16 protein-coding genes and 1 tRNA gene are annotated in these 26,622 nt (G+C 63.6%); 9 read left to right on the forward strand and 8 right to left on the reverse strand.

Features of this window, described 5'->3' with window-relative positions; translation table 11 throughout:
* Nucleotides 1–53: 53 nt before the first annotated feature.
* Together mfd and UP09_RS31390 are read right to left on the reverse strand one after the other, a co-directional pair.
* Nucleotides 54–3,572 (reverse strand): transcription-repair coupling factor, encoded by a 3,519-nt coding sequence (mfd, locus tag UP09_RS31385; RefSeq protein WP_044542192.1) that lies wholly within the window; start codon nt 3,570–3,572, stop codon nt 54–56.
* Entirely contained in the window at nt 3,569–3,859 is a 291-nt protein-coding gene (locus UP09_RS31390) for an FAD assembly factor SdhE (protein ID WP_044542193.1), read from the reverse strand. The genes mfd and UP09_RS31390 overlap by 4 nt, the downstream gene beginning before the upstream one ends.
* A 187-nt stretch (nt 3,860–4,046) precedes the next feature.
* Between UP09_RS31390 and recG the strand changes: the two genes are divergently transcribed.
* Nucleotides 4,047–6,155 (forward strand): ATP-dependent DNA helicase RecG, encoded by a 2,109-nt coding sequence (recG, locus tag UP09_RS31395; protein WP_044542194.1) that lies wholly within the window; start codon nt 4,047–4,049, stop codon nt 6,153–6,155.
* A 5-nt stretch (nt 6,156–6,160) separates the two neighbouring features.
* Here the strand turns inward: recG and UP09_RS31400 are convergent, their stop codons facing one another.
* The 3 genes from UP09_RS31400 to glmS all read right to left on the reverse strand — a co-directional run bounded on the left by UP09_RS31400 (nt 6,161) and on the right by glmS (nt 9,815).
* Complete coding sequence (locus UP09_RS31400) at nt 6,161–7,018, reverse strand: NAD(P)-dependent oxidoreductase (RefSeq protein WP_044542195.1); 858 nt, start codon at nt 7,016–7,018, stop codon at nt 6,161–6,163.
* Nucleotides 7,019–7,099: 81 nt separating this feature from the next.
* On the reverse strand, nt 7,100–7,882 hold the full coding sequence (locus UP09_RS31405) for a DUF502 domain-containing protein (RefSeq protein WP_044542196.1): 783 nt from the start codon (nt 7,880–7,882) through the stop codon (nt 7,100–7,102).
* Between the two features lie 106 nt (nt 7,883–7,988).
* Nucleotides 7,989–9,815 (reverse strand): glutamine--fructose-6-phosphate transaminase (isomerizing), encoded by a 1,827-nt coding sequence (gene glmS / locus UP09_RS31410; RefSeq protein ID WP_044542197.1) that lies wholly within the window; start codon nt 9,813–9,815, stop codon nt 7,989–7,991.
* A gap of 264 nt (nt 9,816–10,079) precedes the next feature.
* Between glmS and UP09_RS31415 the strand changes: the two genes are divergently transcribed.
* Nucleotides 10,080–11,294, forward strand: coding sequence for a sensor domain-containing diguanylate cyclase (locus tag UP09_RS31415; RefSeq protein WP_044542198.1), 1,215 nt, complete (start codon nt 10,080–10,082; stop codon nt 11,292–11,294).
* Nucleotides 11,295–11,407: 113 nt separating this feature from the next.
* Here UP09_RS31415 and kdgT read toward each other — a convergent pair whose 3' ends face one another.
* Together kdgT and glmU are read right to left on the reverse strand one after the other, a co-directional pair.
* On the reverse strand, nt 11,408–12,409 hold the full coding sequence (gene kdgT / locus UP09_RS31420; protein WP_044542199.1) for a 2-keto-3-deoxygluconate transporter: 1,002 nt from the start codon (nt 12,407–12,409) through the stop codon (nt 11,408–11,410).
* A gap of 402 nt (nt 12,410–12,811) precedes the next feature.
* On the reverse strand, nt 12,812–14,170 hold the full coding sequence (glmU, locus tag UP09_RS31425; RefSeq protein WP_044542200.1) for a bifunctional UDP-N-acetylglucosamine diphosphorylase/glucosamine-1-phosphate N-acetyltransferase GlmU: 1,359 nt from the start codon (nt 14,168–14,170) through the stop codon (nt 12,812–12,814).
* Nucleotides 14,171–14,341: 171 nt separating this feature from the next.
* On the opposite strand from glmU, the gene UP09_RS31430 reads away from it, so the two are divergent.
* The gene (locus UP09_RS31430) at nt 14,342–15,826 is read left to right on the forward strand and encodes a hypothetical protein (protein ID WP_044542201.1); all 1,485 of its coding nucleotides are present in this window, start codon (nt 14,342–14,344) and stop codon (nt 15,824–15,826) included.
* Between the two features lie 94 nt (nt 15,827–15,920).
* A complete protein-coding gene (locus UP09_RS31435; protein ID WP_044542203.1) occupies nt 15,921–16,301 on the forward strand; it encodes a hypothetical protein in 381 nt (126 codons plus the stop codon).
* Here the strand turns inward: UP09_RS31435 and UP09_RS31440 are convergent.
* Nucleotides 16,261–17,886 carry a glycoside hydrolase family 17 protein gene (locus UP09_RS31440; protein ID WP_044542204.1) on the reverse strand — a complete coding sequence of 542 codons (1,626 nt, stop codon included), beginning with the start codon at nt 17,884–17,886 and terminating at the stop codon, nt 16,261–16,263. The genes UP09_RS31435 and UP09_RS31440 overlap by 41 nt on opposite strands.
* Nucleotides 17,887–18,153: 267 nt before the next feature.
* On the opposite strand from UP09_RS31440, the gene UP09_RS31445 reads away from it, so the two are divergent.
* From UP09_RS31445 to UP09_RS31470, 5 genes are all read left to right on the forward strand, one after another.
* Nucleotides 18,154–18,753 (forward strand): hypothetical protein, encoded by a 600-nt coding sequence (locus UP09_RS31445; RefSeq protein WP_044542205.1) that lies wholly within the window; start codon nt 18,154–18,156, stop codon nt 18,751–18,753.
* 188 nt (nt 18,754–18,941) lie between these two features.
* Nucleotides 18,942–21,848: a glycosyltransferase gene (locus tag UP09_RS31450; protein ID WP_044542206.1), complete on the forward strand. Its 2,907-nt coding sequence runs from the start codon at nt 18,942–18,944 to the stop codon at nt 21,846–21,848.
* A gap of 218 nt (nt 21,849–22,066) precedes the next feature.
* Nucleotides 22,067–22,142: transfer RNA gene (locus tag UP09_RS31455), tRNA-Lys, on the forward strand.
* A gap of 587 nt (nt 22,143–22,729) precedes the next feature.
* Nucleotides 22,730–23,716, forward strand: a complete 987-nt coding sequence (locus UP09_RS31465) for an AAA family ATPase (RefSeq protein ID WP_044542208.1) — start codon at nt 22,730–22,732, stop codon at nt 23,714–23,716.
* A 22-nt stretch (nt 23,717–23,738) separates the two neighbouring features.
* Nucleotides 23,739–26,213 (forward strand): S8 family peptidase, encoded by a 2,475-nt coding sequence (locus tag UP09_RS31470; protein ID WP_044542209.1) that lies wholly within the window; start codon nt 23,739–23,741, stop codon nt 26,211–26,213.
* Nucleotides 26,214–26,622: the final 409 nt, after the last annotated feature.

A 26,622-nucleotide genomic window follows, 5' to 3' on the forward strand; every position in this document is an offset into this window, starting at 1 on the left:
TTCTACACAGTACCTTTGTCCGATCCTGACTTAGATATGCCCGGGGCTGGCTGTCACGCTGCCTTCTTGCTCTCCGCGAGATTGGCGAGCTGCCGCAGGATCTCGGTGGTGCCGGCGAGCCGCTCTTCCGGCGTTTCCCAATCCTGCAAGAACACCACCTTCATGTCCGGCCGCACCTTGGCGGCCTGGCCGTGCTGGCGGATGAAGCCGACCAGCCGGTCGGGCTGCGCGAACTTGTTGTCGCGGAACGTGATGACGGCGCCCTTCGGCCCGGCGTCGACCTTCTCGACATTGGCTCTGCGGCAATAGGCCTTGATCGCGGCGACCTTGAACAGATAGCGCACCTCGTCCGGCAGCACGCCGAAGCGGTCGCGCATTTCGGCGGCGAAATTGTCGATCTCGTCGTCGGTCTCGAGATCGGCGAGGCGCCGATAGAGCGACAGCCGCACGCTGAGGTCGTTGACGTAATCCTCGGGGATCAGCACCGGCATGCCGATCGTGATCTGCGGCGACCAGCGGTCGGCGGCAGGCTCAACCACGCCGGCCTTGAGGTTGATGATCGCCTCCTCCAGCATCGATTGATAAAGCTCGAAGCCGACTTCCTTGATATGGCCGGACTGCTCTTCGCCCAACAGATTGCCGGCGCCGCGGATGTCGAGGTCATGCGAGGCGAGCTGGAAGCCGGCGCCCAGCGTCTCCAGCGACTGCAGCACTTTCAGCCGCCGCTCGGCCTGCGCGGTGATCTTCTGCTGCGCCGGCAGCGTGAACAGCGCATAGGCGCGCAGCTTGGAACGGCCGACGCGGCCGCGCAGCTGGTAGAGCTGGGCGAGACCGAACATGTCGGCGCGATGCACGATCAGCGTGTTGGCGTTCGGGATGTCGAGACCGGACTCGATGATCGTGGTCGAGAGCAGGATGTCATATTTGCCGTCGTAGAAGGCGGACATGATGTCCTCGATCACGGTCGGCGGCATCTGGCCGTGCGCGACCGCGACCTTCATCTCCGGCACGTTCTTGTCGAGGAAGTCCTTGACCCCGGCGAGGTCTTCGATCCGCGGCACGACGTAGAACGCCTGGCCGCCGCGGTAGCGCTCGCGCAGCAGCGCCTCGCGGATCATCAGCGGATCATGGGGGGCGACGAAGGTGCGGACCGCGAGACGGTCGACCGGGGGCGACGCAATGATAGAAAGCTCGCGCACGCCGGTCAGCGCCAGTTGCAGCGTGCGCGGGATCGGCGTCGCCGACAGCGTCAGCACATGGACCTGAGCGCGGAGTTGTTTCAGCCTCTCCTTGTGGCTGACGCCGAAATGCTGCTCCTCGTCGACGATCAGAAGACCAAGATCCTTGAACTTGATCGCCTTGCCGAGCAGCGCATGGGTGCCGACTACGATATCGACATGGCCCTCGGTGAGCCCCTTCTTGACCAGGTTCAATTCCTTGGTCGGGATCAGGCGCGAGGCCTGGGCGACATTGACCGGGAAGCCGCGGAAGCGCTCGGCGAAGTTCTTGGTGTGCTGGCGCGCCAACAGCGTGGTCGGCACCACGACCGCGACCTGCTTGCCCTCAAGCGCCACCGCAAAGGCCGCGCGCAGCGCCACCTCGGTCTTGCCGAAGCCGACGTCGCCGCAAATCAGCCGGTCCATCGGACGGCCGGTCTCAAGGTCCTTCAACGTCGCGTTGATCGCGCCCAGCTGGTCCTCAGTCTCCTCATAGGGGAAGCGCGCGCAGAACTCGTCATAGACATGCGGCTGCAGCGGGAATTTTGGCGCCTCGTGCAAATGCCGCTCGGCTGCGATCTTGATCAGCTCGCCCGCGATCTGGCGGATGCGGTTCTTAAGTTTGGCCTTGCGCGCCTGCCAGCCGCTGCCGCCGAGCCGGTCGAGCTCGGCATTGGCGCTGTCGGAGCCGTAGCGCGACAGCAGCTCGATGTTTTCGACCGGCAGGAACAGTTTTGTCTCGGCCGCATAATGCAGCTCGAGGCAGTCATGCGGCGCGCCGCCGACTTGCAGCGTCTGCAGGCCGACGAAGCGGCCGATACCGTGCTCGACGTGGACGACGAGATCGCCGGTGGCCAGACTCGTGACCTCCGAGATGAAATTGTCGAGCTTGCGGCTCGCCTTGCGCGTCCGCACCAGGCGGTCGCCAAGAATATCCTGCTCGCTGATGACGGCGAATTCGTCGGTCTCGAAGCCGGATTCCATGCCGAGCACCGCCAGCATGGTCTCGTTGCGCGGCGTTGCCTGCACGATCCGCCAGGTGTTGGTGCTGGTCAGGTTCAATAGCTTGTGGTCGCGCAGCATCGCGCCCATGCGGTCGCGCGAGCCCTCGCTCCACAACGCGATCACCACCTTCTTGCGCTGCGACTGCAGCGCGCCGACATGGGCGACGACGGACTCGAACACGTTGATGTTGCCGTCGGCACGCTCGGGCGCGAAATTGCGGCCCAGCCGCGCGCCGGCGTCGAACACGTCAGTGGTGCCTTCGGGCACCGCGAACGGCGTCAACCGCGCCAGCGGCGTCTCGCCGAGCAGTTTTGTCCACTCGGGCTCAGACAGATAGAGCCTATCGGTCGGCAACGGCTTGTAGATCGCACCGCCGCCGGGATGATCGAGCGCCTCGCGGCGGGCCTCGTAATAATCGGTGATCTGCTTGAAACGCTCGCGCGCGGCGTCCTCGCCCTGCGGCTCGATCGCGACGGTGGCGCCGTCGAGATAGTCGAACAGCGTGTCCATCCGCTCCTGGAACAGCGGCAGCCAGTGCTCCATGCCGGGGTGGCGGCGGCCTTCAGAGACGGCTTCATACAATTGGTCGTCACGCTCCGGCGCACCGAAGGCCGCGACATAGCCCATCCGGAAGCGACGGATGGTCTCCGTCGTCAGCTGGAATTCGGACACCGGCACCAGGTCGAGCCCGCGCATGTCCAGCAGCGTGCGCTGCGTCTCGGAATCGAAGGTGCGGATCGATTCCAGCGAGTCGCCGAAGAAATCGAAGCGCACCGGCTGGTCGAGGCCGGCGGGAAACAGATCGAGGATGCCGCCGCGCACGGCGTATTCGCCGGGTTCGCGCACCGTCGACGAGCGGCTGTAACCGTTATGCTCGAGCCATGCGATGATCGAATCCATCGGCACGACAAGTCCGGGCGCGACCGACAGCGCCTGCGCTGCGACGAGGCCGCGCGCCGGTACCCGTTGCAGCGCCGCATTCACCGTGGTCAGCACGATCAGCGGCTTGTCGGAGCCGGCGAGCCGCGACAGCTTGGCCAACGCGGTCAGGCGCTGCGCCAGAATGCCGGCATGCGGCGAGACGCGGTCATAAGGCTGGCAGTCCCAGGCCGGAATCTGCATCACGCCGATGTCGGGCGCAAAGAACTCCAGCGCACGCGCAAGCTGCTGCATCCGCGCGCCGTCGCGGCATACGACAGCAAGGCTCACCGCCGATCGTTTCGGCTTCGCCGCGATCGCGCGCGCCAGATCGGAGATGACGAGCCCCTCGGCGCCCTCGGCGACATTGGCGATGGTCAGCACGCGGCCGGGTGTGAGCATCGCGGCCGGAGATTTCGCAGCCAGCTTCATGCGTCGTTGTCCACGACCCGAAACGCCTTGATACGGGCGAACAACGGAGTGGCGTATTCGGCCGGCAGGACCCCGTCGCCGGTCAGCGCCGCATAGAGGTCGGGATCGGGCAGCTCGATCAGGTGCTCGAGCTGGCCCAGTTCGTGGTCGGATAGATCGGCGATCGCGGCATCGGCGAAACGGCCGAGGATCAGGTCCATTTCCTTGGTACCGCGATGCCAGCAGCGAAACAGCAGCCGCTTGCGGCGGTCATCGAGCCCGCTGCTCGATCGTGTCGATCCCGTCATGTCCCGATTCCATCCAACGCCAAAAGCCCGGACATGCCGGGCGGGGTTGATATAACGATGGGAAACGCGAATGTCAGCATGCGTTGTGGAGCCGGGGATCGCCAAAATCGTCATGGCCACAAAAAAAGACGTGGATGCCCGGCACAAGGCCGGGCAAGACGGTGAGAAACGGTCTTAGGTTTCCCGAATGCGCCCCAGCCTGCTCAATCCCCTGTTTGCGCCAGTCACGACCCTGCCGGGCGTCGGACCGAAGCAGGACAAGCTGCTGCGCTATCTGCTCAGCCGCAGCGAGACCCCGCGGCTGGTCGATCTGCTGCTGCACCTGCCGGCCAGCGTGATCGACCGCCGCGCCCGGCCGAAGATCCGCGACGCCGTCGTTGGAACCATGGTGACGCTGGAGGTCACCGTCGACCGTCATCGCCCGCCCCCGCCGCGCAATTCGCGCGCGCCCTATCTTGTCTATGCCAGCGACGACACCGCCGACGTGGTGCTGACCTTCTTCCGCGCCCAGCCCGGCTATGTCGAGAAGCTGCTGCCGGTCGGCGAGAAGCGCTACGTCTCCGGCACGCTGGCGATGTATGACGGCATCCCGCAGATCGTGCACCCCACCAACATCGTGGACGAAGCGGCGTTTGCCAAACTCTCAGGCATCGATCCGGTCTATCCGCTGACCGAGGGACTTGCGCTCGGCTCGCTCCGCCGCGCCATCGCGCAGGCCTTGCTCAAGCTGCCGGAGCTGCCGGAATGGCTCAGCCCGGAGGTGATCCGGCGCTGCAAATTTCCGCCGATCCGGGAAGCGCTCAACCGCGTGCATGTCCCGGTCGAGCTCACCGACATTTTGCCCGACGGCCCGTTCTGGTCGCGGCTCGCCTTCGACGAATTGCTCGCCGGCCAGCTCGCGCTGGCGCTGATCCGCGCCACACTCCGCCGCCCGGCCGGGGTGCGCAATGCCGGAGACGGCCATCTGCGCAACAGGATCATCGACGCCCTTCCTTACGCGCTCACGACATCGCAGCGCGACGCGGTCGCCGCCATCATCGAGGATTTGCGCCAGCCGGTGCGGATGCTGCGGCTGGTGCAGGGCGACGTCGGCTCCGGCAAGACCGTCGTCGCGCTGCTCGCAGCCGCCGCCGTCGCGGAAGCCGGCAAGCAGGCAGCGCTGATGGCGCCGACCGAGATCCTGGCGCGGCAGCACATCAAGACCATCACCCCGCTCGCCGAGCGCGCCGGGATGCGGGTTGCGATCCTCACCGGCCGCGAGAAGGGCAAGGAGCGCCGCGAGCTGCTGGCGCGCCTTGAAGCCGGTGAGATCGATCTGTTGGTCGGCACCCATGCGCTGATCCAGGATGACGTCGTCTACAAGGCGCTGGCGCTGGCTGTCGTGGACGAGCAACATCGTTTTGGCGTGCGCGAGCGGCTCGCGCTGACCTCGAAGGGCGAAGCGGTCGACGTGCTGGTGCTGAGCGCAACGCCAATCCCGCGCACGCTGGTATTGACCTATTTCGGCGACATGGACGTCTCCGAGCTGCGCGAAAAGCCTGCGGGGCGGCAGCCGATCGAAACCCGCACCATATCGATGAGCCGCCTCGACGAGGTCGCGGATAGCATCGGCCGCGCGCTCGACGCCGGCAAGCTGGTCTACTGGATCTGCCCGCTGGTCGAGGAATCCGAAGCCGAGGGCACCGAACACCTCACCAACGCCACCGAGCGCTTCGAGTCGCTGCAGCAACGTTTCGGCGACCGCGTCGGCCTGGTTCACGGCCAGATGAAGGGCACGGAAAAGGATCGCGTGATGGCGCAGTTCGCCGCGCACGAGATCAACCTCCTTGTTGCGACCACCGTCGTCGAAGTCGGCGTCGACGTGCCGGCTGCGACCATCATGGTGATCGAGAACGCCGAGCGCTTCGGGCTGTCGCAGCTGCATCAGTTGCGCGGCCGCATCGGGCGTGGCTCGGAGGCCTCGACCTGCCTGCTGCTCTACAAGGAGCCGCTCGGCGAAATGTCGAAGGCGCGGCTGAAAGTGATCCGCGAAACCACGGACGGCTTCCGGATCGCCGAGGAAGATCTGAAACTGCGCGGCGAAGGCGACGTGCTCGGCATCAGGCAAAGCGGCCTGCCCGGCTACCGCATCGCGCGCTCCGAGGTGCACGGCCAATTGATCACGCAGGCCCGCGACGAGGCGCTGCGGATCATGAAGGACAATCCGAAGCTGAACGGCGAGCGCGGCGAAGCGCTGCGCTGCCTGCTCTACCTCTACGAACGCGACGAAGCCGTGCCGCTGATCGGCGCCGGGTGAGGCCGTTAGCCCTTCCCCGTCTTTTCGCCTTCCGCGAACGCGGTCAACTGCGCGACGTCGGTCTGCTCGCCCTTCTCGTCGGCGGCGATGTGCTCGAACAGGCGGGCAAAACCTTCGTAGACGAGGTTTGCCGGGTGATCGGGGCCGAGGAATGCTGCGATCTCGCGCATTTCGGCGACCCAGCGATAGGCTTTCGGCACCATGTCCGGCAACGCGCCGTCAATCTTGGCGAGCAGCTGCGGCTGGCTTCGTCCGAGTTCTTCGCGCAGCGCGTCGGCAGCGCCGGCGCGGGTGGCGGCGAGCACCATTGCGGCAGCAACCGCGGTCACGCCCTTGTTAATGCCGGCGTAGGACATTTTCAGCGCCGAGGCCGCGCCGACCGGCCCCTGGACCACGCGCAAATCGAGGCCGAGCTCTTCGAGCACGGCGACGTCCCCGGTGTGCTCACCCGAGACGAAGAACGACGGTCCCGGATGGCCCGGTCGTGGCGGAAAGCCGATGATCCCGGCATCGACGAAGCGCGCGCCTGAGGACTCGACGATCTCCTCGACCTTGCGCACCGTCTCGACGCTGACGGCGTTGCAATCGACAAATATGGGTGTGGTCTGCTGCCTGGTAATGGCCGCGGCAAGCCGTTCGGCCAGCGCCAGCGCCTCGCCCGGAGGCACGATCGACAGGATGATGTCGGCGCCAGCGATCTCGGCATCATCGGCGGCAATCATGCCTGTTGCGGTGGCCCGCTGCGCGGTAGCGGCGCTGCGTCCGGCGAGCGAGGTCAGTACGCGCGCGCCGTGCTCGGTCAGGCGCTGTGCCACCGCGCTGCCCATGGCACCCGGCGCGAGGACCGCAATGGTCGTAGGCATCCTTGATCTCCGGTTCGAAGGCGTCAATCGGCGCGATGCGCCCGAGGCTTTGACAAAGGAGGTTCTGTCGGCTCGCGGCCGTCAGCCCTCGACCTTCACCGGCGACGTCGTCGGCTGCAGCGAAGCCTGGTTAGCGACGCGCGCAGCATTCGCCATTCCGGCAAGCGCCGCGACGCGCTTCTGCTGTTCGGAGGCACCGGGCTGCACCACGCCGGCCGACATGATCAGCGTCGCGGCATCCTCGGTGCTCATCTCGATCTCGATGATCTTGCTCTTCGGCACATAGAAGAAGAAGCCGGTGGTCGGGTTCGGCGCACACGGCAGGAACACCGAAATATGCTCCTCGTCGCCAGGCAGGCTGGCAGCGAGTTCCGGGTTCGGCGACTGCGAGATCAGCACGATCGACCACATCCCCGGTGACGGAAATTCGACCAGGCCGACGCGGCGGAAGCTCGACCCGTTACCGGAGAACAGCGTCTCGAACACCTGCTTCAGCCCGCGATAGATCGCCCGCACCGCGGGAATCCGCCCCAGCAGCCGCTCGCCGAGATCGACCAGGGTTCGCCCGATCAAATTGGCGGTCAGAAAGCCGAGCAGTGTCAGCGCTATGACCGCGACGATCAGCCCGGAACCCGGCAAGCCAAACGGCAGATAGGTTTCCGGCCGGTAGGCGACCGGCACGAACGGCCGGACCAGATTGTCGACCCAGTTCACGAACCACCAGGTCAGGTAAAAGGTGATGGCAATCGGACCCGCAACCACCAGACCGGTCAGGAAATAGTTGCGAAACCGCGCCATCAGCCCGCGTGGGGCATCCGGAGGCAGTTCACCTGACGTGACGGGAGGCACTTGGTTGGCGGTCATTACGGTTCCAGGTCGTCGAAGCGGCGTCGAAGCGGCCGAAGCCAGTCATCCAGCTAAGCCATCCTAGCAGGTTTTTGAAGGGCCTAGATGACCGTCAGGCTTGCGGCTATTCGACCGTGACCGATTTCGCCAGATTCCGCGGCTGGTCGACATCTGTGCCCATGATGACGGCCGTATGATAGGCCAGCAACTGCACCGGGACGGCATAGACGATCGGCGCGAAGGTTGCCCCCATATCGGGCATCACGATCGTCACCAGGGACTGGATCGTCGCCTCAGCCGCCCCCTTGGCGTCGGTCATCAGGATGATCTTGCCGCCGCGGGCGGCGACCTCCTGCATGTTGGAGACGGTCTTCTCGAACACCTTGTCGTAGGGCGCGATCACCACAACAGGCATGTGCTCGTCGATCAGCGCGATCGGTCCGTGCTTGAGCTCGCCGGCGGCATAGCCCTCGGCGTGGATGTAGGAAATTTCCTTCAGCTTCAGCGCGCCTTCCAGCGCCAGCGGATAGCTGGTGCCGCGGCCGAGATAGAGCACGTCGCGCGACTTCGATATCTCGCGCGCCAGCTTCTCGATCTGCACTTCGGTGGTGAGCGCTTCCGACATCAGCCGCGGAATCTCGACCAGGCTGTGCACCAGCTTGGTCTCGTCGGCATCGGACAGCTCGCCGCGCGCCTTGCCGGCGGCGACCGCGAGCGAGGCCAGCACCATCAGCTGGCACGTAAAGGCCTTGGTCGAGGCGACGCCGATCTCGGGGCCGGCCAGCGTCTGCAGCACGGTCTCGCTTTCGCGCGCGATCGTCGAGGTCGGGACGTTGACGACCGACATCGTGTGCGTGCCCTGCGATTTGGCGTAGCGTAGCGCCGCCAGCGTGTCGGCGGTTTCGCCGGACTGTGAGATGAAGATCGCGAGATCGCCCTTGCGCAGCGGCGCCTCGCGGTAGCGGAATTCGGAGGCGACATCGAGTTCGACCGGCAGCCGCGCCAGCTTTTCCAGCCAGTATTTTGCGATAAAGCCGGCATAGCTCGCGGTGCCGCAGGCCGTGATCGAGATGCGCTGGATGTCCTTGAAGTCGAACGGCAGCTTGACCGGCATCGCGACACGCTCGGTCGCCATGTCGACGTAGCGGGCGAGCGTGTGCCCCACCACTTCCGGCTGCTCGTGGATCTCCTTCGCCATGAAATGGCGATAGTTGGCCTTGTCGACCAGCGCGGTTGCGGTGGTGTGCTTGATCGCCTCGCGGTGGACGATCGCATTGTCCTTGTCGTAGATGGTCGCGCCCTTGCGGTTCAAGACCACCCAGTCGCCGTCCTCGAGATAGCTGATCGTGTCGGTGAAGGGCCCAAGCGCGATCGCGTCCGAGCCGAGATACATCTCGCCATCGCCATGGCCGATCGCGAGCGGCGGGCCGTTGCGGGCGCCGATCATCAAATCGTCCTCGCCGGCAAAGATGAAGCCGAGCGCGAATGCGCCGCGCAGCCGCGTCAGTGTCGCCCTCACCGCCTCGATCGGCGCAACACCGCCCTTGAGCAGATCGTCGACCAGATGCAGCACGATCTCGGTGTCGGTCTGGGTCGAGAACACCGTGCCCTTGGCCTCGAGCTCCTCGCGCAGCTCGCGGAAATTCTCGATGATGCCGTTATGCACCACGGCGACGCGCTCGGTCGAATGCGGATGCGCGTTGTTCTCGGTCGGCTTGCCGTGGGTCGCCCAGCGGGTGTGGCCGATGCCGGTATGGCCGCCGAGCGGCTTGGCTTCGAGCCGGGCCTCCAGGTTCTTCAGCTTGCCCTCGGCGCGGCGGCGCGCGAGCACCCCGCCATCCAGCGTGGCGACACCGGCGGAATCATAACCGCGGTATTCCAGCCGCTTGAGTGAATCCACCAATTGCTCCGCGACCGGAGCGCGTCCAAGAATGCCGACGATGCCGCACATGCGGTTCAATATCCCCAAATCGCCGAAAATTTGCCAAAGCAACGATACGGTCCCTTAACGGGAATCGCCGTGCGCAAGATACTCAATAATTATTGCGGATTGCGACAGTCTTAAGCGGAAAGGTTGACGCGTAAGACTGGTTAATCCCCCGTCTCCATTTTTACGAACTGTTAGCAAATCGGCTTCTGCATCGCGCGGCTCTCCCTGCCATCAAGCTGAAGTTAACCCGTTTCGGAGAGGCTGCCCGCCGCGGGAGGTACCCCGATGCACGAAATGCAAGATTCCGAGGCGCGGCGCCTCGACGTCCTGGCTAAGCTCGATATCCTCGACACACCGCGCGAACTTGCGTTCGATCGTCTGACGGCGCTGTGCCGGAAGATTTTTCACGTACCGATGTCGACGCTCACCTTGATCGACGGTCACCGGCAATGGTTCAAGGCCTCCGAGGGCATGGAGGATCGCGAGACCGCGCGCGGACCTGCGCTCTGCAACTATGCGATCGGGCAAGGCGACACGCTGGTGATCCCGGATACGCATAGCGATCGGCGGTTCGCGGACAATGTCCTCGTTCGCGGCAAGCCGTTCATCCGCTTTTATGCGGGCGCGCAGCTGCGGATATCCGGTGCGACCATCGGCACCCTGTGCGCGATGGATACGCGGCCGCGCGAATTCGATGGCGAACAGATCGGCATGCTGACCGATCTCGCCGCCATTGCCGTCGACGAGCTGTTGCTGCGGAATCTCAGCATGCAGGACAACCTCACCGGCGTGTCGTCGCGGCGTGCCTTCCGCAGCGAAGGCGAGCGCCTGGCCGCGCTGGCGGTGCGGCATGCGAGCCCGCTGGCCTGCGCGGTGCTCGACATCGATCATTTCAAGTCTATCAACGATCGCTACGGCCACGCGGTCGGCGACATGGTGCTGGCGGCGGTCGCAGACGTCGTGCACGATTCGCTGCGGGCCTCCGACGTCATCGGCCGGATCGGCGGCGAGGAGTTCGGCCTCCTGTTGCCGCGCACCCACCTGGTGCAGGCAATGAGCGTGCTCGAGAAAGTGCGCGCCGCCGTTGCGGCGACGCGGATCGAGACGCCGGCCGGCACGATCAGCGTCACCTGCAGCCTTGGCGGATCGGAGTTCGGCCTCGGCCAATGCTTCGACGACATGCTGCGCAATGCCGACCTTGCAATGTATGGAGCCAAGCAGTCCGGACGCAACCAGGCGCTGGCCTGGATCGACCAGACGCCGGCGCTTGCTCCGATCGCACGGCGTGTGTTCAAGGCCGGCAAGATCAGCTTCAACGCCGGTCATTCGACCATCGACTGCACCGTGCACGGACTGTCCCGCGAGGCCGCGACGATCGAGGTCACCACGACCGCCCACATTCCCGAGCAGTTCAAACTCGCGATCGCAGCCGACGCGCTGACGCGCGCCTGCCGGATCATCGCGAAAGCCGACAATCGGATCGATGTCGCCTTCACCTGACCGACCGCGCGGAGCAAGCATAGCCCGGATGAGCGCAGCGACATCCGGGTGCTAATCCCGCATATCGCGTTGCTCATGCGGGCTACAGGCGAGCCCAACCGTTATCGCCTGCATCAGATCGGCTCGACGCCCTCGCGATAGCTCTCGACCTTGGCATCGTCCGTTGGCACATGCCCCATCCGCTTCGCCCAGAATCCCGTCAGGATCGGGACGAGGATTGCCGTCACGAGGCAGGATGTGGCGACCAGCGCGGTCGCGGCCGGTGCCACGGCTTTGAAGCTTGGAATCATGTTGGCGATCAGAATCGGGTTTGCGATGGCGGCGCCTGCCGTGCTGGATGCGGCGAGACCCGCCGTGCCGTTGCCGCCTGCGACGAACCGATCGGCCAGCATCAGCGGAATGCCCGTCACGACGATCACGATCAATCCAAGCAGGATGCCGCCGAGACCGGTCTGCGCGATCACGTTCAGATCGATGCCGTTGCCCAGCGCAAAGCCGAAGAACGGAATCAGCGGATGAACGCATTGGCCGAAGAATTTGCGCAGATCGCTGTCGAGATTGCCGAGCGCGAACCCGATCAGGAACGGCAGCACGGCACCGACAAACAGCCGCGGTTCAAACACCGCAACGCCTGACGCACCCAGGACGAGCATGCTCACCAGCGGGCCAGACTCGATCGACATCAGGACGAAGGCTCCGGCCTCCTCCCTGGTGCCATATTGCTGCATCATCGCCGCGTAGAGACCGCCATTGGTCATGTCCATCGCCGTCGTGATGGCCAGCACCGACAGACCCGCGAAGATGCCGGTCGCGATCCCCGTCTCGGGCAGGAAACGCGCCGCGATCATCGTCGCAATCCACGCCACGATGATCTTGGTGACAAGCAACGTTCCAGATTTCCGCAGCACCGTGCCGGTCGCCCGCAGATCGATGGTGGCGCCCATGCAGAAGAACCAGACCGCCAGAATCGGGACTGTGCCGGTGATCAGCCCGTTGGTGAACGAGCCGAGATAGGCGCCCGCCCCCGGGGAAAATGTCTTGCAGGCTGCGCCGAGCAACAGGGGGATCAGCATGATCCCGCCAGGAACCTTTTCAAGGAATTTTAGAATTTTCACGCTGCCTCCCAGCCACCGACGTTTGCGATTCGATTTTCTTATCAACGGCAAATAGCCTGCCCGGCCGACATGCGCCACAACCGACAAGAAGTCCCGGCGCAATTCTTCGTGGGCGTCGCCGGAATGAGGAGGGAATGAAAGCGGGCGCTTACATCTGAGTTGCCCGACGGCGCGAGAATGCGAATGTGTGACCTGCAGTTGGCGCAACACATTCGGTGTCGTCCCTGCGAAAGCAGGGACCCATAACCACCGATGTCGATTGGTGTGCAACTCTGGAACGACGAGTCCCATTCACAACGACCGCCGCGGAGTATGGGTCCCTGCTCCGGAGCGCAATTGCGCCCTAGGCAGGGACGACATCTTTACGCGGCAAGAGCGGCTCGGAATAACGACGAGAAGCCCTCACTTCCCCTTCGGCGCTTTCGCCTTCATCTTGATCTCGCGGTAGCGCTTGGCGCCGCCTTCGCGGATGGTCTGCTGGTTGCGCTCGACGGCCAACGCGTCGTCGGGCACGTCCTTGGTGATGACGGAGCCGGAGCCGATATAGGCGCCGTTGCCGATCTTGATGGGCGCCACCAGCGAGGAGTTGGTGCCGATGAAGGCGCCCTCGCCGATCAGCGTCTTGTGCTTGGAAAAACCGTCATAGTTGCAGGTGATGGTACCGGCGCCGAGGTTGGAATTGGCGCCGATATGGGCATCGCCGACATAGGAGAGATGGTTGACCTTGACGCCGGCCTCGAGCACAGCCGCCTTGGTCTCGACGAAATTGCCGATCCGCGCGCCGTCGCCGAGCGAGGTGCCGGGCCGGATCCGCGCATAGGGACCGACCGAGGCCTTCTTGCCGATCTTGGCCTCGACGATATGCGAGAAGGCATGGATCACCGCACCGTCGGCGATCGACACGCCGGGGCCGATCACCACGAACGGCTCGATGGTGACGTCGTTGCCGAATGTGGTGTCGGCGGCGAGGTAGACCGTGTCGGGCGCGATCAACGTGACGCCGGCCTCGAGCGCGGCTTTACGCAACCGCGCCTGCATCACGGCCTCGGCCTCGGCAAGCTGCGCCTTGGTGTTGATGCCGCGCACTTCGTCTTCGCTGGTTTCAATCACGACGGCCTCCAATCCCAGATCCCTGACGATGCTGACGGCATCGGTCAGATAATATTCGCCCTTGGCGTTGCTGTTGCCGATCTTCTCGATGATCGCGAGCGCCGTTCTGCCGTCGAACGCCATCACGCCGGCATTGCACAGCGTGATCCTGCGCTCCTCGGTGCTGGCGTCGGCGTGCTCGCGGATCGCGACCAGCCGGCCGTTGTCGACGACGAGCCGGCCATAGCCGGTCGGATCGGCCGCCTGGAAGCCCAGCACGGCCAGTGCCGCGCCCTGTCGCAGCGGAGCGCGCATCCGCGCAAAGGTCTCGGCGGTGATCAGCGGCGTGTCGCCAAATACAACCAGCAGGTCGTCGGCGCCGCGCGCCAATGCTTCGCGCGCCGCCAGCACCGCATGCGCGGTACCGAGCCGCTCGCGCTGGACGAAGACCTGCGCGTCGGGCCGTGTGCGCCGCGCCGCGGCGGCGACGGCTTCATGGTCCGGGCCGATCACGACCGCGAGCGACGATCCCGCGCCGGCGTCGGCGGCGTTGAGCACATGCGCCAGCAGCGACTGCGAGGCCACGGGGTGCAGCACCTTCGGCAGCGACGAGCGCATCCGCGTGCCCTCGCCGGCCGCAAGCACCACCGTCAGGCTCGATCGCGCAGTCATCACCTATCCTCAACCTCTCGCGCAGCGCTCTGCGCCGGGCCGTCTTTAATTGTTTTCCCCGGGAGAAGAAACCGATTCGCCTCCGTGCGCACCCGGATTCAAGTTCCCGGTCGATTTCCTGTTAATCTTTGCCCTGTGATTCGGCGGGCCTTGAGGAGGGCCAAGCGCGCTTTGGCCAAAGATCCCGACAACCTTGCGGCGGATTTCGACACGGAAAGCTCGACCGGCCTGCTCGCCGAGGAGCACGAGTCCGGTCGCAGCATGCTGTGGCGCCTCGGATCGTGGGGCCTCGCCGCGGTCGGTGCTGTGATCGTCGCCGTGATGGCCAACCAGTCGTCACTGACGCTCAAGCGCGACCAGGTCGCGGCCATCGACGTCGCCCGCCAGGCGCAGCAGCTGCAGACGCTGGCGAAGGAGAGCCACAACGAGACGCGGCGGCTCGCCTCGGCGATCGATACGCTCAACAGCGACCGCGACCGGCTCTATTCGCGCGTCAGCACGCTGGAGCAAGGGCTGGATTCCGTCACCGGCGCGATCGCCAAACAGCCGCCCCTCGTCCCGCCGATGTCGGCACCGGCAGCAGCTGCGCTGGTCGCTCCGACCGCCCCACCGGCACCGGCGCAGCCGTCGGCAGCCCCGGCCGTCGCACCGGTTGCCACCGCACAGCCCGCCCCGTCCGACAAGCCTACGCCATCAGACAAACCGGCGACATCGGACAAGGCGGCTGCACCGGCCGAGAAGCCGGCCGCTACGACGGAGAAATCCGCCGCGGCAGCGGACAAGAAATCAGTCCCCGCTATCAGGCCGCAGCCGGCTTCGGACGCCAAACCGCAGGCGACCTCCGACACCAAGCCCCTGGTTGCCGACAAGCCGCAGGCAGCGTCAGACAGGCCGGCGACGACAGTGCCAGACAATTCCCAGTCCTCGTCCCTGTCCGCGTCACAGGCCGCGGCTGCGCCCGCCCCAGCCGTTGCGGCGAGCCCCGCTGCCGCCGCGGCGCCGGCCGGCGCGGACGCCGGCAAACCTTCAGCGCCGACGTCCCCGGCGATACTGACGGCCGATAATTCCATGATCGGACCGCCAGCGCCTGCCGCCGGCAAGCCGCTCGAACCGATCAAGCCGCCAACGGCCAACGACGTGAAGACCACGCCGATGCCCGAACTGGCGACCGCAGATCCCGCTGACGACGCTGAGGCGGACGACGCCGGGGCACCGAAGGCGCAGATCCAGCGCACCGAGTTCGGCGTCGATCTCGGCACCGCGAATTCGGTCAACGGGCTGCGCGCACTGTGGCGCGGCCTGTTGAAGGCCAAGGCCAACGCGCCGCTCGCCGCGCTGCGCCCGATCATCGTGGTCAAGGAGAACACCAACGGCCTCGGCATGCAGCTTCGCCTGGTGGCCGGACCGCTCAACGATGCCGGCACTGCCGCCAAAATCTGCGCCGGGCTCAGTCTGACCCAGCGGACCTGCGAGACGGCGATCTATGACGGCCAGCGCCTCACCATGAAGCCCGACGACGCGCCGGCGGCGGGCAAGCCGGTTCAGCCGCAGCGGCGGTTTGCGCCCAAGCGCGCTGCTGCGCCACCGCCGGTTGCCGAGGAGAAGAAACCGGAGCCGACGACGTTCTCCTCGATGTTCCGGCGCAACGGCCAATGATCATCTGCGGCAATATGTTGCGGTCAAACTCTCAACCGATTTCATCGGTCCGGGGGACCTTGTCCGACACGTCGTTCCCGACCATAGTGCCGCGATGACAAAACCTCCGTTCCGCCTCACGCCCTACCAGGTCCAGTTCCTGCTGGTCATCGGCTTCATCACCGTCGGCTACGCGCTTTACGTGCGCTATCTGGCGATCGAGCTCTCGACGGTGGCGCTGGCCTGCGACGGCGGGCTGCAGACGCTGCTCTGCCAGGCGCGCGTGCTGTCGACGGTGCTGTTCAAGAACTCGGTATTCGGGATCACGGCGCTGGTCATCGCGGTGCTGCACGTGATGCGGCCCTCGATCGTGCTGCTGACCGGCGGGCTGATCGCGGCCGGGCTCGGCATCGTGCTCTACAATGTCGCGCTGTCGGGGATCGCGATCGGCCTGCTTATCCTGGGTTTTGCGCGGCCCGCGCCCGCCACAGCGTAGCCGCGAGCAAGAGATACATCGCGCAGGTCCAGTCCGATTGCCAGTTGATCGTGCCCTCGTTGAACAGCATGTAGGCCGCCGCGAGCACAAAAAGGCCGGCGAACACGAACTCGGCGATCGGGCGGACGCCTTCCTTCGGGCGGTTGAGCATGGTCAGCAGCGCGAACGGCACCACCGCCATGGTCAGCGAGGCAAACGGGAAATCACGGTAGCGCGGATCGAAGGTGAAGCCGAGCGCGGTCTCGGCGGCGATCACGGTGGTTGCAACAAGCACGATCGCCAGCAGCGCCCCGAGCACGCCCTTGCCGCGATAGTCGCGCGGCCCGACCAGTTCCAGGAAGGTCGGCAGCGCCCGTCCGGCGATCAGCGCAGGCGCCGACAGCAGGGGCGCGGCGATGCCAACCGCCAGCAGCGCGCCCCACAGCAGCCAGCCGCCGGCGCCGTAGCTCTCATAGGACATCTTGTCGATGGCGATCCCGAGCAGCGCGCCGGCCACCGTCGCGGAGATGCCGACCGCGATCCAGGCCGAGGGCCGCGGCGTCCAGGGCCGGCGCCGCCAGGTCAGCCACGCCACAAGGAAGGTCAAGGCGCTGAGCGCCATGCCGACGCCCATCTGCAGCTTCCAGGCGGGATAGTTGCTGATGGCGATGCCAGGCGGATACTTCACCTGCCGTTGCACGGAATCGAACAGGCCCCAATAGCCGCCGACGGTGCCCTCGAGCCTGCGCTTCCAGGGCTGGTCGTAGGCCTCGATCAGGTTGACGCGAAACCCCTCGCGCTTGGCCAGATCAAGGATCTCCGAGACCACCCGCGCCTGGTTGGTGCGCGACGGCAGCGCGCCCTCCCGCATCCGTCCCGCGCTCGGCCAGCCGGTCTCGCCGATCAGGATCTCCTTGGCCGGGAACGACACCGCCATCCGCTTGCGGATCTCGTCGACATGGGCGGCGGCGAACTTGGCCTTGACCGGCGTGTCCTCCCAATACGGCAGGATATGAATGGTGACGAAATCGACCGCGTCATAGATCTCGCGGTTCTTCAGCCAATATTCCCAGACATCGGCATAGGTCACCGGAACATTGGCCTGCGCCTTCACCGCGCGAATATTGCCGGCGAGGTCGGCGGTCGTCATCTCGCCGCGCAACAGCACCTCATTGCCGACGATCAGCGACGTGATCACGCCCGGATATTCCCTAGCGAGCCGCACCGCGATCGCGATCTGCTGCAGATTCTTGAAGCGGTTGCTGCCGAGCCAGATGCCCTGCATCACCTTCAGGCCAACCTTGGCGGCGACGCCGGGGACCAGGTCGAGGCCGTTCTCGATCGAATAGGTGCGCACGCAATCGGTGACCTTGGCGAGGTCGGTCAGGTCCTGCTCGATCTGCTCGACCGGGATTTGTGTACTGGGGTCAAGAGGCGTCTGGGCGCCGCGGAACGGCGTGTAGGACACGCATTGCAGCTTGGCGTTGGGATCGATCGGCGCGTGCGCAAGCGTGATCGGTGTGGCAAGCCACCACCACACGGCTGCGATCACGGAGAGCGAGATCAGGAGAAGCGCCAGCGGCGTACGAAGCGAAATCGGTTCCATCCTCCGGGGGACCGTCGAATTAGCCGGTCGCAGCCCGTCTGCCAAGAGCGGGAATCGGTCAATACCATGGTTGTCCTGCGACAGTTTTGCGCTGCTGCTATAAAGTTGTGAGTTTGCTGGACAAAATACCAAATTCCAGTCATGGGATTTTGCTTGGGATTTCGCTTGGGATTTCGCCAGAGTCTCCGCCGCATTGGAGACTGATTTGGACGGCATCACGCGAGCCGTTAGGATGATCCCGCGGGGCTGGAACATATCGGGGACTACATGCGTCGACGGCTGCTTGAGTTGAAGAACACGGGTTTGCGCCACCTCGCCGTCACCGGCCTCGTGCTGCTGATCGGGGCCGGCAGCGCGTTTGCCCAGAGCGGCACCCCCAATCCGCAGGACCAGGCCAAACCGCCGGCCGGCAATGCCGCCGACGCCAACGCAAACGCCGCGAAGGAAGCCAACCAGCGCAAGACCGACGAACTTGGCGAGGCGCAGCAGGCGATCAACGGCCCGGCCGGCAATCCGGAATGCGTCTGGCTCGGCCGCCGCGTGGTTCGGCTGATGTGGAACGACGACCTCGATACCGCCTTCCGCCATCTCGACCTTTACGACCGGTTCGGCTGCCCGGGCGGCCATGTCCAGGCGGCGTTCCGCTGCCTGACCCGGTTCGGTGCCCAGATCGACGACAAGGTGCCGCGCAGCCTCGATACCCGCATCCACGCCTGCTGGATCAATCCCGGCGCGCAGCCGCAGGCAGCGGCCGCCGCCGCGCCCACTCCGGCGCCGTCGACGGCCGGCAACGCCGCGCCTGTACCGGCTGCGTCGCCCTCGCCGGCTCCGTCTGCGTCGCCGTCACCTGCGCCGCCGGCGAAATAGCCGTCAAGCAATTCGCACCAGCCGTGATTTTTCACGGCTGGAGCAGCTGGCGCCCTTAAAACGCCATCGCGGCATACCAGTTGTTAAATCGTGCGGTGGAGATATCCTTAAGTCCGCCGCCGTTTGGTCGAACCCAGGGGACGGGTTCGCTTCGTCCTCAATCTCAGGCCCCGTATGGTTTAGTCGCGATGCGCGCCGTCGTCGCCGTCCTGTTGCTTGTCACCGCCGCCCACGCTGCGCTTTGGGGTCTGTTCCAGGAGAAGCAGGCGGCGCCCGACTTCCGCGGCACACTGCCGAGCCTGTCCTATACGCCGTTCGAGCCGAAGCACACCGTCGTCGACGGCGATGCCGACAAGGTGCGCGCCGACCTGAAGAAGCTCTCCACGGTCACGCGGGCGGTCCGTGGATATTCGTCGACCGAGGGAAACGAACTGGTACCGCGCATCGCCGCCGAGTTCGGCATGAAGGTGATGATTGGCGTTTGGATCGATAAAGATGCGGACCGCAATGGTCGCGAAATTGCAGCCGCTGTCGATCTTGCCAAGAGCAACGGCAACGTCACAGGCATCGTGATCGGCAACGAAACGATCTTTCGGGGCGAGCAGATTCCGATCGAGAACCTCGGGCCGATACCGCCGATACTGAAGACCAATGCCACCGCTGAAGAGAGGGACCGATTTCTTGAAGAGAAGGAGCGCTTTCTCAATGAATCCGCGCGCTTCCTTCGCGAGGACGCCCCGCGCATCGAACAAGAGGAAGAGGGACGGCTTCAAGATGCCAAGTCGCAGCCCGAGGACAAGCGCGATGAAGCGATAAAATGGGCGGTCGACGAAAACAACGTTCAGCGGCTGATCAAGGTGATCCAGCGCGCCAAGAAGTCGGTCAGCGTCTCCCTCACTCCCGTCACCACGGGCGAAATCTGGAACATCTGGCGTGACCATCCGCAGCTCGCCAATTCGGCCGATTTCATCGCCGCGCACGTGCTGCCCTACTGGGAAAACTTCACCGATGGCCAGGCGGTGGATCAGGCCGTCGACCGCTTCAATCTCCTGCGCGACAGCTTCCCCGGCAAGCGCATCCTGATCGCGGAATTCGGCTGGCCGAGCCAGGGCTACAATTTGCGCAACGCCGAGCCCGGCCCGTTCCAGCAAGCCTCGGTTCTCCGGAATTTCGTCACCCGCGCCGAAGCCATCGGCATGGACTACAACATCGTCGAGGCAATCGATCAGCCCTGGAAGTTCTTCGAAGGCGGCGTTGGGCCCTACTGGGGCGTCTTCACGGCCGACCGCGAGGCAAAATTCTCCTGGACCGGCCCGATCGTCAATCCGGACTTCTGGAAGATCGCCACGGTCGCAGTCCTGGTCGGGCTGTTCATGTCGCTGCCGATCCTGCGGCTGGCATCGCCGACGGTGATGCAGGCGCTGCTGCTGTCGGCCGCCGCCAACGGCGTCGGCGCCTGGGCCGCGACGGTGTTCGACTATTGGACCGTGCACTATTTCGTCTGGGGCTCGGCCTTTGCGCTCAGCCTCGGCCTGGTGCTGCTGGTTCCGCTGGTGCTGATCGCGATGGCACGGATCGAGGAGATCGCGGCGGTGGCATTCGGCCGCGGCCCACGCCGGCTGATCAGCGAAAGCGCGAGGCTGGCGCCGGCAACGATGGGCGAGAATGTCGCCTTCCCCAAGGTCTCGATCCACATCCCCGCCTATTTCGAGCCGGTCGAGATGCTGAAGCAGACGCTCGATGCGGTGGCGCGGCTCGACTACCCGAATTTCGAATGCGTCTGCATCATCAACAACACGCCCGATCCGGAATTCTGGCGGCCGATCCAGGATCACTGCCGGACGCTCGGCGAGCGCTTCAAGTTCATCAATGCCGAGAAGGTGCAGGGCTTCAAGGCCGGCGCACTGCGCATCGCGATGGAGCGCACTGCCGTTGATGCCGAGATCATCGGCATCATCGATGCCGACTATGTCGTGCATCCGGATTGGCTGAAGGACCTCGTGCCTGTCTTCGCCGATCCGCGCGTTGGCCTGGTGCAGGCGCCGCAGGAGCACCGCGACGGCGATCGCTCGCTGATGCACTACATCATGAACGGCGAATATGCCGGGTTCTTCGACATCGGCATGGTCCAGCGCAACGAGGCCAATGCGATCATCGTGCACGGCACGATGTGCCTGATCCGCCGCACCGCGATGGACAAGGCCGGCGGCTGGTCCAGCGACACCATCTGCGAAGACACCGATCTCGGCCTGACGATCCAGCAGCAGGGCTGGCTCACGCACTACACCAATGTGCGCTACGGCGAAGGCCTGCTGCCCGACACCTACGAGGCCTTCAAGAAGCAGCGCCACCGCTGGGCCTATGGCGGCTTCCAGATCGTCAAGAAGCACTGGCGGCGCTTTCTGCCCGGCGCCAGCCGGCTGACGCCCGATCAGCGCCGCGAGTTCTCGCTGGGCTGGCTCAACTGGCTCGGGGCCGAAAGCCTCGGCGTGGTGGTCGCGATCCTCAATTTGATCTGGGTGCCGATCGTCGCCTTTGCCGACATCGCGATCCCCGACAAGATCCTGACGCTGCCGATCATCGCCTCCTTCATCGTCTCATTGCTGCACTTCGTCGCGCTGTACCGGCTGCGGGTGAACATCAAGGCCGGCCAGATGCTCGGCGCCATGATCGCCGCGATGAGCGTGCAATGGACGGTGTCGCGTGCGGTGGCGCAGGGCCTGATCACCGAGCATCTCGCGTTCGCCCGCACCTCCAAGGGCGGCCTGTCGCGGATGTCGATCGAATTCCAGGCGTTCTGGGAGGCCGTGATCGGCGCGCTGCTGCTGCTTGGCGCCGCCGTGCTGATTACCGTGAACGGCTCCAAGCAGGTGCGCGAGATCTACATCTTCGCCGGCGTGCTGGTGCTGGAGAGCCTGCCGTTCCTCTCGGCGGTCGCGATCGCAATCCTGGAGAATTCGCGCATCAACGAGTTCGCCTTCTGGCGCAACAGCGCGATCCGCACCGCGGAACTGATCGGCCTGCGCCCGGTCAGCCTGCCCTCGGTCGCCGCACCCGCCCAGCCCGTCGCCTCCGAAATGCGCCGGGACGGCTGAGCCGGACCGTCCGAACGCCGTGGACGACCAGCCGGGCCGACTTCAAGAAGCCGCCCTAACCGCCGGTGGTGCAAAGGCAATTCCCCAACGCGCCGGCACATGATCGCGCCACCTTCCGCTATTGACCCGATGCGCCCTGCCCCCTACACAGCGCGGGCTGGAGCATGATCCGGAGACGCGGGTAACCGCTGGCGTCACGACCGGTTGCTCAGGTGAGTGAGCGCGTAGCTCAGGCGGTAGAGCACGTGACTTTTAATCATGGGGTCGTGGGTTCGAGTCCCACCGCGCTCACCAAGCAAATTCTGTCCGGCCCGGACACATCGGTAACAAGTCGTACTTAAGACATGGGTGACAATCTCGTGGCCGATGGTTGTCCGAGAGCCTAAAGCCGCTTCTCGCTCAACCGCTCGCCTCTGGGCGCCGGTGGGCCCGCGCGACCTGCTAGGTTCCGTACTCAAACCCCGTGTTGTCGATGAGACAGAATGATTCAAGGCTTCCAAATGGAGGCTTTGATGGCAAGCTCCGATTTGACAGACGCCGAATGGACGATCATCGCGCTGTTGTTGCCGGGAGCCGAGGGCAGGAAGAATGGCCGGCCCCGACCGACGATCGCAAGGTTCTCAACGGCACCGGCACTCCCTGACGTCACCTCCCGGAGCGCTATGGACCTTACATGACCGTATACAATCGGTTGAATCGCCTGGCAAAGGCGGGCATCTGGCTTCGAAAATTCTAGGCGTTGGCAGCGCGCTCACCGCGGTCGCTGCAGCTGATCGACTCCCGCCCCAGCTATACATTGCAAATAAACGCTACCGCCCACTTTCGGTTGCCAGAATCTGAACTCTACAGTTAGACTCCACGTGTCCAACAAAGCTTGTCCCATGCCCAGCGCCGACCAACTCAAAGCGCTCCTCAAGGCCTACGCCCTGGGCGACGAGGCGCAATTTCATTCGATCGCCATGCAGATCGCTGCCGGCGAAGCTCGTATTGGACATGGCAAACTTGCCGAAGAACTCCGCGACCTTATCGATAAATCGCGTGCGCGAGTGCCAAGTGGCCCGACACCAATTCCTCTCGCTCGGCCAAGGGGTGAAATAGCTGACCTTTTAACGGTAACCTATCCGCATATTCGTTTGCACGATCTGGTTCTGAATTCCAGAACGCGGAAAGTCTTGGACCGCGTTATTCGTGAACATAAAACGATCCGCGATATTCGCGCTCATGGTTTGTCACCCCGCAAAAAGCTACTTTTGGTCGGGCCGCCCGGCACGGGCAAAACCATGACCGCCTCCGCAATAGCAGGCGAGCTTTCATTGCCCTTGTTTGTCGTCCGACTGGACCGCCTCATCACGCGATTCATGGGCGAAACGGCAACAAAGCTTCGCTTGATATTCGATGCGATCGCCCAAACCCGCGCGGTCTATCTGTTCGACGAGTTCGACAGCATTGGTTCTGAGCGCGGACTCGGCAACGATGTCGGAGAGATACGTCGTATCGTCAATAGCTTCCTGCAGATGGTTGAGCAGGACGCTTCTGACAGTTTGATCATAGCCGCAACGAATCACCCGGCAATTCTCGACCGAGCGCTATTTCGACGCTTTGACGATATCGTGCAGTATTCATTGCCATCGACGAGCGAAATTCAGACTGTGTTAAAAATCAAACTCGCCGGTGCAAAAACTTCTACCAAAATGAATTGGGGGGGGCTTTCGACCCTGGCGAAAGGCCTGAGCTACGCTGATGTGACCCGCGCCACGGGCGATGCTTTGAAGCATGCTTTGATTGAGGGGCGCGCCCTTACTCACACAGATTTGCTTTCTTCCATCGCAGAACGAAAAACGGTTTTGCGTGGAAGCATCAAGAGATAATTCAAATTTATAAGGGCAGTCGATGCCACGATACCCGCATCTGTTTCTAGTAAAAGCTGCAGAGACTTCTCGCTACACTGCTACGCGCGGCCATTCCAAGGAATTCAGCAACCCCGATCGAGTGCGCGCCAACCACGCAGCCCACGTCATCGGGGCTTTGCAAACCGCACAGGCACAGCGCGAGCCATTCCCTGTTCAGATTGGTAATGGTTTTTATGAATCGCCCGGTCTGACGTTATCCTTCGAAAGCGACCCGCATTTTCCGTTGGCGTTTGAGAGTCTGGACCTACAGAAAAGTAAGATCCAACTTCTATCGGTCATTACGGATGGCGAAAATCGAACCATAGCAACCATTCGCGTGCCCGACGACAAAGTCGCAACGCTGTTAAAGAAACTGGAAGCTTACCGCGACGCTGTCCCGGGCAAGCGCGACAATCGGAAGCTCGTAGAGAGTATCGCCGATATCAAACTCGCAACCCTGCGAGAATTGTGGACTGACGATGTTGACTTGTACCCCGCCGCAAACACCGAGATTGCCTGGGAAGTCTGGTTGCGTCGCCCAGAGAAAGGCGAACCGCTCCCAAGCGAGCGCGTTCGCGCAAGCGAAACGGATTTCGGATACGAAGTCATCTCAAATGACCTGGCGTTCGTTGATCGAACGGTTTTACTCATCCGCGGAACACGGGAGCAACTAGCTCGCGGCGCCGAAGTCCTGGGCGTTATCGCCGAGGTTCGTAAAGCGAAGATTACGGCTGACTTCTATTCTACGCTAAGCGCGGCCGATCAACACGCGATATCGGCGAATCTGATCGCGCGGCTTGGGCAACTCGATGCTAATGCTCCGGCCGTCGGTTTGCTGGATACCGGCGTAAACCATGGCCACCCGTTGCTCGCTCCCGTGATGTCGGATGCCGATGTGCAGGCTCTCAAGCCTGCCTGGGGCGGCCATGATACCTATCAGCAAGGCCACGGTACTCAAATGGCCGGGCTGGCTATCTACGGCGATTTAACTGATGTGCTCAGCAGCGACGGACCGATCGAACTGACCCACGGTGTCCAATCTCTAAAGCTTTATCATGCTCCAGACCCGCATCGTCCGGAACTCTACGGTACGGTAACAATAGAGGGAATATCTCGACTTGAGGTCAACGTCGCGCGTCGCAAGGTCTATTGCATTGCGATCACCGCCGACGCGCGCGATAAAGGGCGCCCGTCTTCGTGGTCTGCCGCAATCGACAATCTCGCATTCGGCGAGGTCAACAGTACGCCACGGCTCATTTTGATTTCAGCAGGCAACACCGGCCTGTTCGACCGCGTACTCTATCCGTCTTACAACGAGACCGCCTCCGTCCAGGACCCAGCTCAGGCATGGAATGCCCTTACCGTCGGCGGTTATACCGAGCGAGCGCTGATTGACGCGACGGCCAATCCGGGCTGGACCGCGCTAGCAAAGGCTGGTGACCTTGCACCATCGAGCACAACGTCGATGACATGGCCGCCCAATATGAAGAAGCCCTTCAAGCCCGACATCGTTATGGAAGCGGGCAATATGGGGTCGCCACCTGGCGGAGGCGATCCTGATTTTCTGCCCGAACTGCAATTGCTCACGATCAACAATGAGTTCGCCGCCGGTGTTGCGCCCTTTGTTGAATTTCACGATACAAGCGCTTCCGTGGCGTTAGCGGCAAACTTGGCAGCCAAGCTTATCGCCCGGTATCCTGACTACACGCCAGAAACCGCGCGTGGGTTTATGGTTCATAGCGCCCGGTGGACGGACGCGATGTTGACCCGGGCGCGCGATCAGCATGGCAAAATAGATACTACACGGCTTCTAAGGACGTTCGGCCATGGCGTGCCGAACCCGGAAATGTTGTTCTACAGTGCGCAAAACAATCTTACGCTTGTGGCTGAGAGCACTATGCAGCCGTATTTTCTAAATGAAGATGGCGCGCTTGCCAGCCGCGACATCAATTTTCATGCGTTGCCGTGGCCGCGAGACGCTTTGCTGGCTCTACCGTTCGATACGTCAATCGAAATGCGAGTGACACTTTCTTACTTTATTGAACCAAGTCCGGGCGAGCGCGGGTGGGACCGCAAATACGGCTATCCGTCGCACGGATTGCGCTTCAAGGTGGTTCGACCGACTGAGGATATTGAACAATTCAAGTTGCGCATCAATGCGCATGACAGGGATGATGATTACGATGAGGACCATGTAGGTGAAACCGGTACATGGGAGCTCGGCACTGGCGGCCCAACCAATGGCTCAGTGCATTCAAATACCTGGCACGGTACCGCAGCAGACTTAGCCAATCGCAGCCACATTGCCGTACATCCGATCCTTGGGTGGTGGCGCACAAGAAAGCGAGAAAATCGATATCAAAACTCGGTTCGCTATTCGTTGATTGTGTCAATCTTCACCCCTAGCGCGGATGTCGACATTTATACGCCTGTCGCGATCGAGCTGGGCATCGACATACCCGTCGAAATCCAATGACATACAAGAGCCCCATCGGGGACAAACGCTTCCGCGAGTTTAGGTTGACGTGTCCGTCCCCCAAAAAGATCATAATCATCGGGTCGTGGGTTCTTGTCCCACCGCGCGCTCCAAAACTTAGCACAACAGCTCCGAGCGGATAGAGCGTTCAGCCATTTATTGCTCGCGCGCGATCGGCCAGCAATTCACGTCGAGAGCTGCGAAGTAGTTGCGGATGCTTGCACCAAATTCAACCGCTCACGTCAGCATCGAGATAGTCGCCTGAACCTGGTCGGACGCTGAGGTCACGAGGCCGTCAAACGATGTCTGGCCGTGCGCGGCTGCTTGCAAAATGTATTCGGCGACCGCGGCCTTGCCGCCCCCCTCCGAGGGCTCTCGTCGGCTTGAGCTTCGTTGAGGCCGCACGGCC

It is taken from the genome of Bradyrhizobium sp. LTSP885 (assembly GCF_000938305.1).
Classification (GTDB): Bacteria; Pseudomonadota; Alphaproteobacteria; order Rhizobiales; family Xanthobacteraceae; genus Bradyrhizobium.